Annotated in this window: 11 protein-coding genes; 7 read left to right on the forward strand and 4 right to left on the reverse strand. The window is 68.6% G+C overall.

Going from position 1 to position 15,134, the window contains the following annotated elements:
* The first annotated feature begins 87 nt into the window (after nucleotides 1-87).
* Complete coding sequence (locus OG558_RS09230) at nucleotides 88-987, forward strand: LysR family transcriptional regulator (RefSeq protein WP_405069830.1); 900 nt, start codon at nucleotides 88-90, stop codon at nucleotides 985-987.
* Nucleotides 988-994: 7 nt separating this feature from the next.
* Here the strand turns inward: OG558_RS09230 and OG558_RS09235 are convergent, their stop codons facing one another.
* Together OG558_RS09235 and OG558_RS09240 are read right to left on the reverse strand one after the other, a co-directional pair.
* Nucleotides 995-3,304: a N,N-dimethylformamidase beta subunit family domain-containing protein gene (locus OG558_RS09235; RefSeq protein ID WP_405069831.1), complete on the reverse strand. Its 2,310-nt coding sequence runs from the start codon at nucleotides 3,302-3,304 to the stop codon at nucleotides 995-997.
* Nucleotides 3,305-3,515: 211 nt separating this feature from the next.
* Nucleotides 3,516-4,163, reverse strand: a complete 648-nt coding sequence (locus tag OG558_RS09240) for an NAD(P)-dependent oxidoreductase (RefSeq protein WP_405069832.1) — start codon at nucleotides 4,161-4,163, stop codon at nucleotides 3,516-3,518.
* Nucleotides 4,164-4,260: 97 nt separating this feature from the next.
* On the opposite strand from OG558_RS09240, the gene OG558_RS09245 reads away from it, so the two are divergent.
* Entirely contained in the window at nucleotides 4,261-4,899 is a 639-nt protein-coding gene (locus tag OG558_RS09245; RefSeq protein WP_405069833.1) for a TetR/AcrR family transcriptional regulator, read from the forward strand.
* Here OG558_RS09245 and OG558_RS09250 read toward each other — a convergent pair.
* The gene (locus OG558_RS09250; RefSeq protein WP_329482756.1) at nucleotides 4,850-5,617 is read right to left on the reverse strand and encodes an SDR family oxidoreductase; all 768 of its coding nucleotides are present in this window, start codon (nucleotides 5,615-5,617) and stop codon (nucleotides 4,850-4,852) included. The two genes, OG558_RS09245 and OG558_RS09250, sit on opposite strands and share 50 nt — an antisense overlap.
* Before the next feature lie 51 nt (nucleotides 5,618-5,668).
* Here OG558_RS09250 and OG558_RS09255 point away from each other — a divergent pair, with 51 nt between their 5' ends.
* The gene (locus tag OG558_RS09255; RefSeq protein ID WP_405069834.1) at nucleotides 5,669-6,322 is read left to right on the forward strand and encodes a pyrimidine 5'-nucleotidase; all 654 of its coding nucleotides are present in this window, start codon (nucleotides 5,669-5,671) and stop codon (nucleotides 6,320-6,322) included.
* A 57-nt stretch (nucleotides 6,323-6,379) separates the two neighbouring features.
* Here OG558_RS09255 and OG558_RS09260 read toward each other — a convergent pair whose 3' ends face one another.
* Nucleotides 6,380-10,576, reverse strand: a complete 4,197-nt coding sequence (locus OG558_RS09260) for a S8 family serine peptidase (protein ID WP_405069835.1) — start codon at nucleotides 10,574-10,576, stop codon at nucleotides 6,380-6,382.
* Nucleotides 10,577-10,745: 169 nt separating this feature from the next.
* Between OG558_RS09260 and OG558_RS09265 the strand changes: the two genes are divergently transcribed.
* The 4 genes from OG558_RS09265 to OG558_RS09280 all read left to right on the forward strand — a co-directional run bounded on the left by OG558_RS09265 (nucleotide 10,746) and on the right by OG558_RS09280 (nucleotide 15,087).
* Complete coding sequence (locus OG558_RS09265; protein ID WP_405069836.1) at nucleotides 10,746-11,732, forward strand: helix-turn-helix domain-containing protein; 987 nt, start codon at nucleotides 10,746-10,748, stop codon at nucleotides 11,730-11,732.
* Between the two features lie 116 nt (nucleotides 11,733-11,848).
* Complete coding sequence (locus OG558_RS09270) at nucleotides 11,849-12,568, forward strand: FCD domain-containing protein (RefSeq protein ID WP_329482760.1); 720 nt, start codon at nucleotides 11,849-11,851, stop codon at nucleotides 12,566-12,568.
* A 2-nt stretch (nucleotides 12,569-12,570) separates the two neighbouring features.
* Complete coding sequence (locus OG558_RS09275) at nucleotides 12,571-13,041, forward strand: GNAT family N-acetyltransferase (protein WP_405069837.1); 471 nt, start codon at nucleotides 12,571-12,573, stop codon at nucleotides 13,039-13,041.
* 87 nt (nucleotides 13,042-13,128) lie between these two features.
* On the forward strand, nucleotides 13,129-15,087 hold the full coding sequence (locus tag OG558_RS09280) for a glycosyl hydrolase family 28-related protein (RefSeq protein WP_405069838.1): 1,959 nt from the start codon (nucleotides 13,129-13,131) through the stop codon (nucleotides 15,085-15,087).
* Nucleotides 15,088-15,134: the final 47 nt, after the last annotated feature.

Raw genomic sequence — 15,134 nt, forward strand, 5'->3', positions numbered from 1 at the left:
CCGAGCCGGCACCCGTCGCCGAGACGCTGCCCAAGCTGGCCTTGGTGGCGGGCGAGTCCATCGACGGGCTGTGCGAAGCTGAGGTCCGTGATCGAGGTACGACGCCTGCGGGTGTTGCGCGCGCTTGCTGACCACGGGACTGTGACCGCGGCCGCCGAGGTGCTGCATCTGACGCCCTCGGCGGTCTCGCAGCAACTGGCCGCACTGGAATCCGAAGTCGGCCAGGAGCTGCTCGAACGCCGCGGCCGCCGGGTCGCGATCACCTCGGCCGGCCGCCTGCTCCTCGCCCACACCGACACGATCCTGACCGAGGTCGAACGCGCCGAAGAGGCGATGCGCCTGTACGCGAACGGCACCACCGGTGAGGTCCGCGTCACCGCGTTCGCCACCGCGATCAGCCTGCTCGTCGCTCCGACTCTCACCCGACTGCGCGAAACCAGCCCCGGCCTCGACCTCGTCGTCCGCGACGCCGAAGGCCATCAAGGCATCACCCACCTGCTCGACGGCGAGGCCGACATCGCGATCGCCGTCGAGCACCGCGGCTCACCCCGGCCCGACGATCAGCGCCTGATCCGGATCCCCTTGTACGCCGAGCCCTTCGTCGCCGTACTCCCACCCGCACACCCCGCGACCGGACACGACACGATCGAGCTGTCCATGCTCGCGAACGACGACTGGGTGATGACCGCACCCGGCAATCCGATCCGGGACGTCGTACTAGTCGCCTGCGAGCAGGCCGGTTTCCAGCCGCGCATCGTCCATCAATCCGACGACTTCCAAGCAGTCGCGGCGCTGGTGGCGGCCGGCGGCGGAGTCTCGCTTGTCCCGCGTCTGGCCGTGCCGCCTCCGGCCCTGGCGGTCATCCGCCCGCTCCCCGAGCCCGTGCCGACCCGGCGCGTGTACGCCGCCGTACGCGCGAGCCGGGCCGACCATCCGCTGGTCACCGCAACCCTCGACGTCCTCACCGAAGTAGCCGAGAAGCTCTGAGCGGTTATCACCTTTCGTTGTTGACGGGCAGTTCCTGCTTGGGGACGGCGACCCGCATCGCGGCGACGGTGTCCACCGGCGGCTGGATCGTCCCGCGGCCGACCCAGTCGGCGATGTTGTTGACCATGATCGTCACGGCCTGCTGTGAGGCTGCAGACGGTGCGGTGACGTTCCAGTTGGACGGACAGCGGCGTACCAGGAAGCAGCCGTAGGCGAAGGTCGAGCCGTTGAATACCCGGGCGCCCGACGGCGCGGTGAACGCGGTCGCGTGCATCGGCGTCGACTTGGCGTTGGTCCGGCAAGTACCGGTGCCGCTGGCAACGATCGCCAGCCCTGGATGCTTGTACAGACCTGGCCAGACGAAGTCCACCTCACCCGCGAGGAAGCCTGGTAGGGCGGTCCCGGCCGCGATGCCTTGGAACAACCAGCCGCTTCCAGTCGTGAGGGTGTTGCCCAGGTCGGCGCAGATGTACTCGGCCCCGAGCAGCGGCTGCGACGCATAGGCATCGCCCAGGTAGCGCCAGGTCGTCGAGTCGAAGCCGGCGGTGTACCGGTCGATGTCCCAGGCCCGCCGGGTGCTGTCCGTGAACGTGATTCGCCGGAACGCCGCGTTCGCTCCGAGGTTGGCCACATTCACACCCCGCGTGATCGCCTGGCTCAGCGCTGCTCGCATCCCGAGCGAGTAGTACTCGTCATGCCCAGGCAGGAAGATCGTCCCGGCCCGCAACGGCAACTGGCCACCGAACTCGTCCAGGTCGTTGTCGGTCCAGTACGTGACGTCCAGCCCCTTGGACTCGGCCCAGAACACCAGTCCCTGCTCCAGAGGCAGGTACTGACCGGAACCTTGCCCCTCGCCGTACGGACGGTCGAAGGTCAGGCGGCCCGATCCGGTGTCCAGACCGGAGTAGAAGCTCACGCCGCCGTAGCTGTTGTACGCCTCCCAGGTCGTGTTCGCCTGCTGGATCAGCAGACCGTGCTTGGTCCCCGTATCGTCGCGGACCGTCAGCGGAGCGTACGACGCGAACCGGCCGTCGCTGACCCGGATGAGATACGTGCCGGGCACCCACTGGCTCGTCACCGGAATGCTCAACGTCTTCGACCACGACGCTGCCGACGTCATCCGCAGCGGGTGACCGTTGGCCGTACCACCGGTTGTCGGGGCGGGTTGCGCAACTGTCGGCACGTTGTCCTGACGCCACACCTCACGCGCTCCGAGGCCGGCGTAGTGCCCCATCCGGTAGGCAACCACGCTGACCGGATTGCCGGACGTCACCTTGATGTCCACGGTGTCACCGCACGTCGCGGAAACCTCGGTGAGGTACGCCGCCAGCGTTCCGTTCATGCTTTCCGGGATGACCCAGGCACCCGTGCCCGCCTTCACGTTCTCGGCAGTCGTCGACGGCCAGGAGGACGGACAACCTGCCGGGATCGCGCGGAACGGCGCGACTGCCACCGCCGGCATCGGCGCGGGTGGTGCGATCAGGGCCAGGGTTCCCGAGCCGGACATCATCAGGCCGCCGGCCGTGTTCGTGGCCGATACCGCGAGTGTGAAAATGCCGCCGTACTTCGACAGCACCGCGCCGTTGATCGGGATCGCCAGTCGAGCTCCGGCCGCAACGCTGCGAGGAGTGGCCGCGTGCCAGGTCGCGTAACCACCCGAGGTCGTCAGCGTTCCGTTGATGCTGCTGACAGCTCCTGTTGTGCCGGTCGGCAGCTGCATCCGAACGGCGGAGAGGATTCCCGGGCTCGTGAGTGTGCCGTAGTAGTACAGCGTGGTCTTCTGACCCGGGATCGGGTTGCTCGCGGTGATCGCTACGTTCGGCGAGATCGTCACCGGCCGGGTCAGTCGTCCGGTGCCGGACGACAGCGCCACTCCCGTGGTGCCGGTAGCCGTGAAACTCAAGGTCCACGGCCCACCGCTCGGCAGCCGTAGACCATAGAACGGAATCGCGAAACGGGCGCCGACGGCAACCTTGACCGTCTTGCTGGGCGTCCACCGCAGCACGCCGGTCGCTACGGTGCTGACCGTGCCATTGACCGATGTGACCCGCCCGCCGGTTCCTTTCGGGATCGTGACGGTGATGTACCGCACGGTTCCGGCTCGGGTCGCCGTGGCTCGGTAGGTCAGTGTGGTTGTGCCATTCGATACTGCGGTCCCTGTGATCGTCACGTTGGCCACAACGGCCGTCGCCGGTCCGGCGGCGACCGTCAGAGTCGCCGCCGCCAGGAGGACTGCTATGCCCGCCGCGCCGAACTTGCGCCGAATTGACGAGAATCTCCTACCCACCCGGAGTCGTCCGGCGTCGCTGATGTCCATCGTGCATCCCCCTACCTCCGCGGAGGAATGCACGCCCCGATCCGTAATCCCCCCGCCCGCACGTGCCTGCCCCCCGGCAGCCCCTTCACGTGCGAACTACCAGCAAGATCGCACAAGGTCAGCGATGCTCCTAGGGATCAATGCCCCATACCTGGCCACGATTTCGGCGCGACTACGTTGAGCAGCACAACCGTCTCGCTCGGTGGCGGAGCTAGTTGGCTATGACAACGGTCTTCCGAATGACTGCCGCGTTGTCGATCGCACTGAGCAGATACGCCGCCACGTCCGCACGAGTGATCGTGAATCCGCCACGCACCGTCCCGTCGGTGTTGCTGCGGATCGTTCCCTTCGCCGCACCGGTAGTGAGCTTTGGTGGGCAGACGATCGTCCAGTCCAACTCGCTCGCGCGAACGAGTTGCTCCATCCGGCGCGCATCCGCGAACGGCTCCCGCAGGATCCGCTGGAGAATCGGCTTCACGACGTATTTCGTAACCGGCCCGTCTCCCTTGCTGTGAATGCCGGCCACGCTCACGACCAGGAACCGCCGTACGCCGGTCTCCCCCATCGCCCGCAGCACACTCTGCGCTCCGTCCGTGAGCACAGTGCTCGGCCCGTTCCCTGGAGGTCCCAACACCGACAGCACCGCGTCGCACCCTTCCACCACCGACGCGATCGCCTGCGGATCCATCACATCCGCGGTCACCAGCTCGCCGGCACCGCCCACACTTCCTGCCGGCGTTGGTAGTTGGACGGTCGACCCCTCGCGCACCACGGCCGTCACCTCGTGGCCCGCGGCCACGCCTTGCCGCACCAGCTCGATCCCCATCCGCCCCGACGCCCCGAACACCACGAGCTTCATCGTCAGCCCTTCAGGTTAGTGAACACTTACTCACCATGGTTAGTGAATACTCACCAACCTGTCAAGGTAGGCTGCCGTCGACGAGGGGAGCACGGGGATGAGTACGCGGGACGACATCCTGGACGCGGCCGCGGAGGTGATGCGGACGCAGGGGTTCGCGCGGGCGACGACGAAGTCGATCGCCCACGTCGCCGGATACTCCGAAGCCGCGCTGTACAAGCACTTCTCCGACAAGGCCGCGATCCTGCTCGCGGTCATGCACGAGCGACTGCCCGAGCTTCCCGGCTCGCTCATGGAACTGATCGGCAACCCCGGCATCGGCACGGTCCGCGCCAATCTGACGCAGCTGGCACGGACCGCGATCGACTTCTACGTCGACGGTTTCCCGATCCTGGTCTCGTTGTTCTCGTCGCAGGACCTGCTGATCGCGCACCGCCGGCGCATGCGGGAGCTGAACGCCGGTCCGCACAAAGCCCAGGAGGGTCTGATCCTTTACCTCCGCGAAGAGCAGAAGCTCGGACGGATTCGACGTACGGCGGATGTCGAAGCCGCGGCCGCACTGCTCTTCGGCGCCTGCTTCCAGCGCGGTTTCGAGGTCAACTTCACCGGCATCGACACCTCGGACGAGGAGCGGAACGCCTACGCCGGCGCGCTGGCCAAGACTCTGTACGAGTCCCTCCAGCCGGTCAAAGGCGGCGGCGGCCGTCCAGGCCTACGGTCGAGACCCGTGCGATGAGGGCCCGGGGGATGAAGCGGGTCACGCCGACGATCAGTTTGTAGCGGCGGCTCGGGACCGAGACCGGCTTGCCGCGCATCAGGTCCTTCCACGCGTCCTCGACCAGGTCTGTCGCGTCCAGCCACAGGAACGACGGGATGATCGTCTTGTCCATCCCCATCCGTTCGTGGAACTCGGTGTGCACGAAGCCCGGGCACAACGCCATCACCGCGACACCCTTCGCGTGCAGTTCGACCGCGAGACCGGCCGAGAAGTTCGTCACCCACGCTTTGTGTGCGCTGTAGACGTTGCGCTGCATGAACCCGGCCACCGACGACACGTTGATCACCGCACCGGATCCGCGCTCGATCATCGGGAGTACGGCGGCATGCGTGAGCCGCAGTACGACGCGGACCAGCAGGTCGAGCTGCTTCTCCTCGACCTCGACCGGGTTGGCCCAGAAGGGCTTCTTCTGCCCGAAGCCGGCGTTGTTCACCAGCACCTCGATCGGTCCGGTCCGGAACCGTTCCTCCACCCGGGCCAGGTCGTCCGCGTCGGTCAGGTCCGCGGCCAGCACCTCGCACGCGGCCCCGTGGAGCCGGGCGATGTCGGCCGCGACCTCCTTCAGCCGCGCCTCGTCCCGCGACACCAGCACCAGGTCGTAGCCTTCCCGCGCCAGCTTGTCCGCGAACGCACGGCCGATCCCGGTCGCCGGCCCGGTGATGAGCGCAGTCGCCACGTTCAAATCCTCCCGTCGGTGACGCCCCCAGTGTGTCACTACCCTGGCCAGATGCGGGCTGACGTCGACACCTGGATCCTCGACCTCGACAACACGCTGTATCCCGCCGGCTCCGCTTTGGCCGCGCAACTCACGCACGGCATCCTCTCGGCCGTCGCCGGCTTCTACGGCACCGACCTGACCGGTGCCCGGCGGATCCAGGCCGAGCTGGTTGCGCAGTACGGCACCTCGCTGCGCGGTGCCATGGTCACTCGCGACATCGACCCGCACGAGTTCCTCGGCTTCGAGCGCCGGATCGACTATTCGGTGCTGACTCCGGATCCCGACCTCGCCGCGGCGGTCGAGGCGTTGCCCGGACGGCGCTTCGTCTACACGAACGGCTCCGTCTACCACGCCGAGCAGGCGCTCGGGCGACTCGGGCTGACGACCCACTTCGACGGTGTCTTCGACATCCTCGCCGGCGACCTGATCCCGAAGCCGTACCCGGAGAGCCTCGACGCGTTCCTGACCCGCTTCGCGATCGACCCAGCGCGGGCGGCGATGATCGACGACCTCGAGGTGAACCTCACCCTCCCCCACGAGCGCGGGATGACGACCGCGTGGGTGACGCACGAGCCGGCTGCGGACGGGACGCCGTACGAGCGGATTGCGCCGAAGCGCTGGCAGGTCCGGGACCTGCCCGCGTTCCTCAGGGATATGACGTAGATGTCCGGCCGGTCCCGCGGCGCCACGGGACCGGCCGGACGGCTCAGTAGGTCGTGCTCAGTGGGTCGTGATCCGGTAGACGCCACCGCCGACGGTTCCGGCGTACAGCCACCGCCCGTCCGGTGACGTGATCAGGCTGGCCACGTCCAGGTTGGGCAGGCCGTCGGAGATGTTGTGCCAGCTGCGCCCACCGTCGCGGCTGTTCAGCACACCCCGGCCGCCGACCGGCAGTCCCGCGTCGGCGCCGTCGCCGTCGGCCGCGAAGAGCTGGCCGTCGGCGCCGTACGTCAGGGCGGTGATGTTCAGCCGGAACCCGGACGTCGAGGCGGCCTTCACAGTCCGGCCACCGTCCCGGCTGTCGTACAAGCCGCTCCCGCCGATGACCAGGTGGTCGGGGTTGCGCGGATCGAGCGCCAGGACCGACACCGGTACGGCGGACAGCCGCTGGACCGACTGGCCCTGGTCGTCCGAGCGGTACAACCCGTCCGGCCCGCCGAGCCAAAGGTGGTCGGGGTTGCGCGGATCGGCGGCGATCGCGGTGACGAGGATGGGCAGGTTGTTCTTCCGCCACGTCTTGCCGCCGTCACGGCTGACCACCACGCCCGGGCTCAGGACGTCGTTGACCGCCGCATAGATGTAGTCGCGGTTCGCCGGGTCGACGACGATCTGGTACACGCGGGCATTGGCCAGCACACTCATCTTGACCGTCCAGGTCCTGCCGCCATCGGTCGACTCCTCGATCGTCGGACGGCCCTGTGCCTTCGACACGGCCCGGAACAGCCGGTGCGGATCGGACGGGTCGGTGGTCAGCGCCGTGATCCGGTTCCCCAGCAGGATGTCGCTGCCGTTGAGTCCCCAGTCGTGGTCGGCCGGGCTGGGAACAGGCTGCACCGGCAACCCGGTCGTGAAGGTGGAGAACGTCGTACCGGCGACGAGGGTGGACTTGCCGGACGCGTCCTGGCCCACTGCCAGCGCATGAACGTCGGCGCTGGTCAGGCCGACGCGGCGGTACGTGGCACCGGAATCGTCGGTGACGTACAGCCCGCTGCCCACCGCGGAAACCACCAGCCGCTTGCTGTTCGGCGGTGACGAGATCCGGAAGATGTCGTTGCCGACCGGAGCCGGCAGCGTGCTCCACTGCGTCCCCTCGCCCCGGTCGACAAAGATCTGGCCATCGGTCGCGGCGTATAGGTCGCCGTTGACCAATTGCACCGTGGCGAACGTGTCGGTCTCCGCCGCAGCCAGCCCGGGTTGCCAGCTCGCACCGTGGTCACGGGACAGGTAGAGCTGCCGCGCGGTGCGCGCCACGAGGAGATTCGCATCACCGGCGACCTCCTCCACGAACTGGTCCTCCTCGGGCGAGGTGAACAGTTCCTGCCGCGGCTCCGGCGTACCGTCGACGTTCCGGATGACGTAGAGCTTCAGCCCATCGCCGAAGTACAGGTCGTGGCCGATCAGGCTGACCTGTTGCAGGTTCTCGCCGGGGCTACGGTAGTTCGTCCACGTCTGACCGCGGTCGGTGCTGACATAGATGCTGTTGTCGAACGCGGGCACGATGAGGATCCGCCCGGTCGGGTCGATGGACAGATCCCTCGGGCTGACGTCCGGGAACGGCAGTGTGGTCCACGTTTCGCCAGCGTCGTGGCTGACCAGGATCTTCCCCTGGTACGTCGGGTCCGGTCCGCCCTCGACCGCGAGGTACACCGTGTCCGGCCGGGTCGGGTCGGTCGCCATTCCCAGGTTCACCCCGCCACCGATCGGGAGATTGCGCAGCTCACGCCAGGTGGTGCCGGCGTCGTCGGTCCGGAACACGCCGGGCCGCGGCGACAGGTACGGCAGGGCGAACATCCGCCCGGCCTTCGAGGTGTACCCGATCTTGTCCGCACCCTGACTGGTCGGACCGACGGACTGCCATCCGTTCGGGCCGGACCCATGCGCAGTGCCCAACTCTTCGTACGACGTCTGTCCGTCGAGCCAGGCGCCCGAAGGGGTCCGGGCGACCGCGGACACCTGGTACGCGCCGGCCGGCCCCGCAGGCACGGTGTACTTCCACCAGCCGGTGTGGTCGAACGTCGCCGTACCGGTGATCGCGTGATGCGAACCGGGCGCAGTAACGGACACCCGCGGAGCCGTGGCCAGACCGGCCTCCGAGTGGATGTAGACCGACGCACCCGTGACGGTCGGGTCGGGGTTCGCGTGTAGGTCGAGCGGACGTACGGCCAGCAGCCAGGGGACGGACAGTTCCGGGGATCCACTGACCGAGGCACGCAGCCAGCCGCTCCAATCCGCGCCGCCGGACGGACGTGCGCCGGTTACCGTGAGGCGGACCGTCACCTTCTTCCCCGGACTGAGTTGGGCGGAGCTCGGAGTCACAGAGACCTTCGCCGGCGTGCCAGTAGCCGGCTTCGCGTCGAAATGCAGCGTCCTGGTCGTGGACGACACGTTCGTCAGCGTGAGCGTGGTCGTGGAGCGCATCGTGTGGCTGCTGAGGTCCGCGACGCCCAGGCTCAGGGACCGCTTGCTCGGCAGGACGGCCAGCCGGTCGGCACTGGCCACGTCGAGACGACCCGATCCTTGGGTGACGGCGTCATACCCGGAGAGCCGGTCGGCGCCGCCGGTCAGCGCTGCGGCGACCTGCTCGGCGGTCCAGTCGGGGTGCGCCTGCCGGATCAGCGCGGCGGCACCGGCGACATGCGGCGCGGCCATGCTGGTACCGCTGTCGTCGGCGTACTGACCGCCGGGCCAGGTGGACCGGATCTCGACGCCGGGCGCGACCAGATCCGGCTTGATCGCGAAGCTGCCGGACGCGGGGCCGTGGGAGCTGAACCCGGCGATCTGGTCGGTCGCGTCGGTGCCACCGATGTGGACCTGGACCGGGCCCTGCGTGAGCCACTGCGCCAGATCCGACGCATCGGTCCCGTTCATCACGGCGGCGACCATCGAGGCCTTGCCCGGATCGTCCGACGAACCGGTGGCGAAGGCCGGGAGCAGCAGGTGACCCGCGCCGCCCCTGTAGTAGTTCGGCGTTCGCAGCAGGACCGCCTTCGCGCCGTGCTGCTCGGCCGTCGCGAGGATGTCGCCGAGCGTCTCGCTGTTGTACGCGACCAGGACGGCCTTACCGGTGGCGTCGATGGTGTCGTAGTCGTCCGGGGCGCCGTTGACCGCGTCGACGACCTCCAGGTCCTCACCACCGGCCGGCGGGTTCGCCGACAGTCCCACCCGCTGGACGTCGAGTGCGCGCCGGACCGGCGCGGTGACCGTGACGGTCGGTACGTCGATACCGGTGATGCTGGCGCCGACCGCGAGGATGCCCGGCGCCTCCGCCGGCGAACCGACCGTGCCTTCGCCGGGACCTTCGTTGCCCGCGGCAGCGACCACGACGACCCCGTCGTGGACGGCGTTCTCGGCGGCCTGCTCGAGCGGGTCGTCGGGGGCCGGGTCGCCGGACAGGCTCAGATTCACGACGTCCGCGCGGTACGGGTTGCCGACGGCAACCGCGGCCTCGAACCCGGCGATGACCGCGGACTCGTAGCCGCGGCCGTCCTCACCCAGCACCTTGTAGGCGGTGAGGGTCGCGCCCGGCGCGACGCCGGTCCTGCCGTCAGCCTGCGTACTGCGGCCGGCGACGATCCCGGCGACGTGGGTGCCGTGACCGTTGTCGTCCATCGGGTCGGTGTCGTTGTTGACGAAGTCGTACCCGGCGGCGACCTTGTGGCCATGGCCGAATCCGCCCCCGAGATCGGGGTGGGTGTAGTCGATCCCGGTGTCCACGATCGCGATCGTCTGCCCGGCGCCGGTGACCGGCGTACCCTTCCGATCCTTGGTCTGCCACACCTGAGGCGCCTGGATCTGCGACAGAGCGGCGTCACCGGTGGAGTGCAGCTGCTGGTCCGGGTACACCGCGGTCACGCCGGGCAGCGTGCGGAGCCGGGCGGCGCCGGCCTCGTCCGTGGTGACGGCCACGGCGTTGAGGAGCTGGCTGAACTCGCGGGTGACGGTGGCATGGATACCGGCGGTCGTGACGGACTGCCGGAAGCTCGCATGTGCGGCCTGCACGATCGCGGCCTGCTGCCGAGCCCGCGCTCCAGCGGACGGAGCCGGGGCGCCGGCGAACTGGACGATCACCCGCGTGCTGGGTATCGGAGAAGTCGGCGTCGAGGGTGTGGCGACAGCTGGGGTGGCCGCGAGGACGAGGGTCAGCGGCGTCGCCAACGCCACCGCCCCCCGGACGACACGTCTCGGTACAGGATGCATGAGGGCACTCCCGATGGCAGGACGGAAATCGATCTATGGCGGATGCAGTGTGCTCACGGCACGCAGCGAGCGGCCAGAGGATCGGGCGGCACGATGCAGCCAATGTCCTTCACCGGCCATCGAGATATTCACTGCGCCGAGACCGGTTCCGCGGAGTACTCTCGCCACGATGTCCACCAGGGAGCGACGTGACGAGGGCAAGCTCTCCGCCGTCGGTGTCGCCGCACTGGACGAGCAGCTCTACCGGCGGTTGCTGACCACTCCCGGATCGACATTGGCCGAGCTGACCGCCGGAACCGAGATCGGCGCGACCCGTGCCCGGCAGGCGATCGCGCGGCTCGAGCGATGCGGACTGGTGAGCAGGAGGCCCGGCGTTCCGGCGAGATTCCTCCCGGCACCGCCGGATGTCGCAGTCGGCTCGCTGATCGCCCACCGCCAGGACGAGCTCGAGCGGGCCAGGCTGGCGGCGGAGAGCCTGCTCGCGGACTTCCACCAGGGCACGCGCTACGAGCACACCTCGCAGGTCGTCGAGCTGATCAGCGGCCAGGCCGCCATCAGTCAGCGGGCGGTCCAACTGATGAGCGGCGCCGAGCACGAGGTGGTGGTGTTCGACAAGCCTCCGTACGTCGGCGCCCAAGACAACCCTGACGAGATGGATGCGCTGGCCCGCGGCGTGCGGTGGCGGGCGATCTACTCCACCGAGTCACTGACCGAGCCGGGTCAGCTCGCCACGATGACGGCCTTCCGGGACGCGGGCGAGCAAGCACGGCTCTCGCCGGTCGTGCCGACCAAGCTGGTCATCGTGGACCGTCGCCTCGCGCTGTTACCGCTGGGGGTCGCCGGAGCGGACGCGGCGGAGACCGCGGTGCTGGTCCATCCGAGTTCCTTGCTCTCTCTGCTCGTCACGCATTTCGACGGCATGTGGGAGCGGAGCATTCCCTTCGACCAGCACCTGAACGGCGGCCAGCCGCCGGCCAAGTCCGAGCAACGGGTGCTGCAACTGCTCTCGGCCGGGCTGAAGGACGAGGCAATCGCCCGTCAGCTCGGGATCAGCCTCCGAACCACGCGGCGATGGATCGCGCACGTGATGGCCGACCGTGGCGTCACCACCCGCTTCCAGCTCGGCCTCGTCGTGGCCCGCGAACTGACCTCCTGACATCTGATGAATCGGTCGGCGCCTCGCGGGGAACGGCCCGCACAGAGGGCAACGTGACCGCGATTGGTCTGAGGACTTACCCTGCACGTGTATCGACAGGGACGGGGAGGTAGCGAGTGGCAGCCACCGACAAGGCATTGGCCGGCCTGCGCCAGATGATTGCGTCCGGGGAGCTCGGGCCAGGGGCCAAGTTCCCGCCGGAGCCCGAACTGTGCGACCACCTCGGGGTGTCGCGCAGTTCGTTGCGAGAGGCGGCCCGGTCGCTGGCCGCGCTCGGCGTGATCGAGTCACGGCACGGTTCGGGCACCTACGTCTCGGCGCTGGATCCGGCCGAGATCATCAGCCGGTTCTCGCTGTCGGTCGAGCTGATCCCGCTCGAAGGCGTCCTCCAGTTGCTCGAGGTCCGCCGCGTGCTGGAGTCCCACGCCACCGCCTCGGCCGCGGCCCGCCAGGACCCGGACCTGCAGGCGCGGCTGAGTGCCATCCTCGACCGCCTCGAGTCGACCACGGACGCGACCGAGATCCAGCATCTCGACGCCGAGTTCCACAACGCGATCTGTACGGCGGGCGGCAACCCGACCGTCACCGCCTTGACCGGCGTGATCCGGGGCCGCGGTGGGCACTACCGCATCTTCGAGCCCGGCGCGGACTTCGATGCCATCAAGCAGACCAGCGACCGCGGCCACCGCGCCATCCTCGCCGCTATCGCCACCCGCGATCCGGCGGCCGCCGCGACCGCCGCCTCGGCCCACATCGCCCAAACCGAACTCTGGCTCCGGGCCCTCCGCCCCGTGCCCCAGGTCGACCTGCCGGCCGAGGCGGTGCCGGCGAGTTGACGATGGACGCTGAGGTGGCACAGACCTCGGACTGGGCCTTGCGCGCTGTGGCTACCACCGACATCGAGCCGCTCGCCGACCTGCGCGCTGTGGTCATGCGTCCGGATCTGGAACGCCTCGGGCGGTACGACGAGCACCGCGTGCGGCAGCGGTTGCGGGATTCGCTCTCCCGGCAGCACACCTCGATCATCCTGGTCGACGGCGAGTTCGCGGGCTCCATCACGCTCCGCCCCAGCGCCGGCAGGCAGTGGCTCGAGCACTTCTACCTCACCCCACACTGCCAGGGCCGAGGGCTGGGATCGGCGATCCTGCGCTCGATTCTGGAACAAACCGATGCCCAGCGCGCGACCGTGGGCCTGAACGTCCTGCAGGGCAGCGCGGCCCGCCGGCTGTACGAGCGGCACGGTTTCGTCATGGAGTCCGAGGACCCGGTCGACGTCTTCATGGTGCGTCCGCCGAGCCTTCGTTCCTGAAAGGAATTTTCTTTCTTCTGTCGAGATCTTGCAGACAGGTGCTCGACTACATACTCTCCAGGCAGTTCGTCTGGAGGGGATCCGCCAATGTCCCGATCACACCTGCGCGCCGTCGCGGTCGCGCTCACCACCGCACTCCTAGGTGCCGTCCTCACTACTCCCGCGGTCGCCACTCGCCCGGCGCCGCGGATCACCCGCGCCGGGCTGGATCCGGCGCTCGTCTCCGGACGCGGAGCGGAGGTCGCGTTCCTCGAGCAAGAGGCCGAGAACGCTGACTACACGGGCGAGAAGATCGGCCCGAGCCGGGAGGCCTACACGTTGCCGGCCGAGGCGTCCGGACGGACCGCCGTACGCCTGCAACCTTCGCAGTACGTCGAATTCACGCTGACCCGGCCGGCCAACGCACTGACGCTTCGCTACAGCATCCCGGACGCACCGGGCGGTGGTGGGATCACGGCGCCCCTCGACGTGACGGTCAACGGCAAGCACAAGCGGACGATGACGCTGACGTCGCAGTACGCCTGGCTCTACGGGATGTATCCGTTCTCCAACGACCCGAACGTCGACCCGATCCCGGGCTGGTGGAAGCCCGAGCCGGATCCGGTCGCCAAGCCGTTCCGGCCGAACCACTTCTACGACGAGCAGCGGCTCCTGCTCGACCGGACCTACCAGGCCGGTGACCGCGTCCGGTTCGCCGTACCCAAGAAGACGAATGCCGCTTGGTATGTGCTGGATGTTGCAGACTTCGAGCTGGTGAAGGTGCCGCTGAAGCAACCCGCGCGGTCCTTGGACGTCCGGCTCTTCGGCGCCGACCCCACCGGCCGGCACGACGCCGCACCCGCGATCGAGCGGACCATCGCGGCGGCGCAGCGGATCGGCTGGTCGGTCTTCATCCCGCCGGGCACGTTCCAGGTCAACCGCCACATCGTCGTCGACAACGTCACGGTCGGCGGCGCCGGCAACTGGTGGACGATCATCAAGGGCAAGGTCCTGCCGCTGGCCGAACCCGCGCCGGACAAGTCGGTGCACAGCGCACCGGGCTTCTACGGCAAGTACGCCGCCGACGGCGGGAGCACCCGGGTTCACCTGGCCGACTTCGCGATCGAGAGCGACGTACGAGAACGGATCGACACCGATCAGGTCAACGGGATCGGCGGCGCGATCGGCGGCGGCTCGACGATCGAGAACCTTTATCTGCACCACACCAAGGTCGGCATCTGGCTCGACGGCCCGATGGACGGCCTGCTGATCCGCAACAACATCGTCACCGACGCGGTCGCCGACGGGATGAACCTTCATCTCGGCGTCTCGAACGTCCGGGCGACCAACAACTTCGTCCGCAACAGCGGTGACGACGGCTTGGCGATGTGGTCGGAGTCCAACCCGGACGGCCTGGTCAATCACAGCAACGTCTACGACCACAACACGGTCCAGACGCCGGTACTCGCGAACGACATCGCGATCTACGGCGGTCGCGACAACGCGGTCACCGACAACCTGGTCGCCGACCCGATCCGTGAGGGCAGCACGTTGCACGCGGGCTCGCGGTTCAACGCCACGCCGTTCGAGGGGAAGCTGACGTTCGCCCGCAACACCACGGTCCGCGGTGGTCCGCGCGACCTGAACTGGGACATCGGGCTCGGCGCGATCTGGCTGTACGCGTTGCAGTCCACGATGTCCGGGTCGATCGAGATCACCGACAGCTCGTTCCTCGACTCGACGTACAACGCGATGATGTTCGTCGTCGACTGGCCGGTGAAGGACGACTACGCGATCACGAACGTTGCCGTGCGCAACATCAAGGTCGACGGCACCGGGACGAACGTGGTCAACGCCCGGGTCGGCGGCTGGGCCACGTTCGAGAATGTCGACGCGCGCAACGTCGGCGCGCCGTTCGTCAACAACTGCGGGACGTTCCACTTCAACGGGCCGCCGGAGTTCGACGTACGCCTGCTGGCCGGCAACGACGGCGGCTGGACCGGAGCAACGTGGTGCGAGGACCGCCCCGCCGTCGTACCTCCGCCGCCACCGTCACCCTGGAGCTGACCACCCGGGATCCGGCCGCTGGGGACGAGAAGGCCACCCAACTCGTC

Origin of the sequence: Kribbella sp. NBC_01510 (assembly GCF_045040325.1) — a bacterium.
Classification (GTDB): domain Bacteria; phylum Actinomycetota; class Actinomycetes; order Propionibacteriales; family Kribbellaceae; genus Kribbella.

Bases quoted from the DNA above. Each gene is read 5' to 3' on its own strand.
- OG558_RS09280 (WP_405069838.1), top strand. From the start codon at position 13,129: ATGTCCCGATCACACCTGCGCGCCGTCGCGGTCGCGCTCACCACCGCA.
- OG558_RS09235 (WP_405069831.1), bottom strand. From the start codon at position 3,304: ATGGACATCAGCGACGCCGGACGACTCCGGGTGGGTAGGAGATTCTCG.
- OG558_RS09245 (WP_405069833.1), top strand. From the start codon at position 4,261: ATGAGTACGCGGGACGACATCCTGGACGCGGCCGCGGAGGTGATGCGG.
- OG558_RS09260 (WP_405069835.1), bottom strand. From the start codon at position 10,576: ATGCATCCTGTACCGAGACGTGTCGTCCGGGGGGCGGTGGCGTTGGCG.
- OG558_RS09240 (WP_405069832.1), bottom strand. From the start codon at position 4,163: ATGAAGCTCGTGGTGTTCGGGGCGTCGGGGCGGATGGGGATCGAGCTG.
- OG558_RS09275 (WP_405069837.1), top strand. From the start codon at position 12,571: ATGGACGCTGAGGTGGCACAGACCTCGGACTGGGCCTTGCGCGCTGTG.
- OG558_RS09265 (WP_405069836.1), top strand. From the start codon at position 10,746: ATGTCCACCAGGGAGCGACGTGACGAGGGCAAGCTCTCCGCCGTCGGT.
- OG558_RS09255 (WP_405069834.1), top strand. From the start codon at position 5,669: ATGCGGGCTGACGTCGACACCTGGATCCTCGACCTCGACAACACGCTG.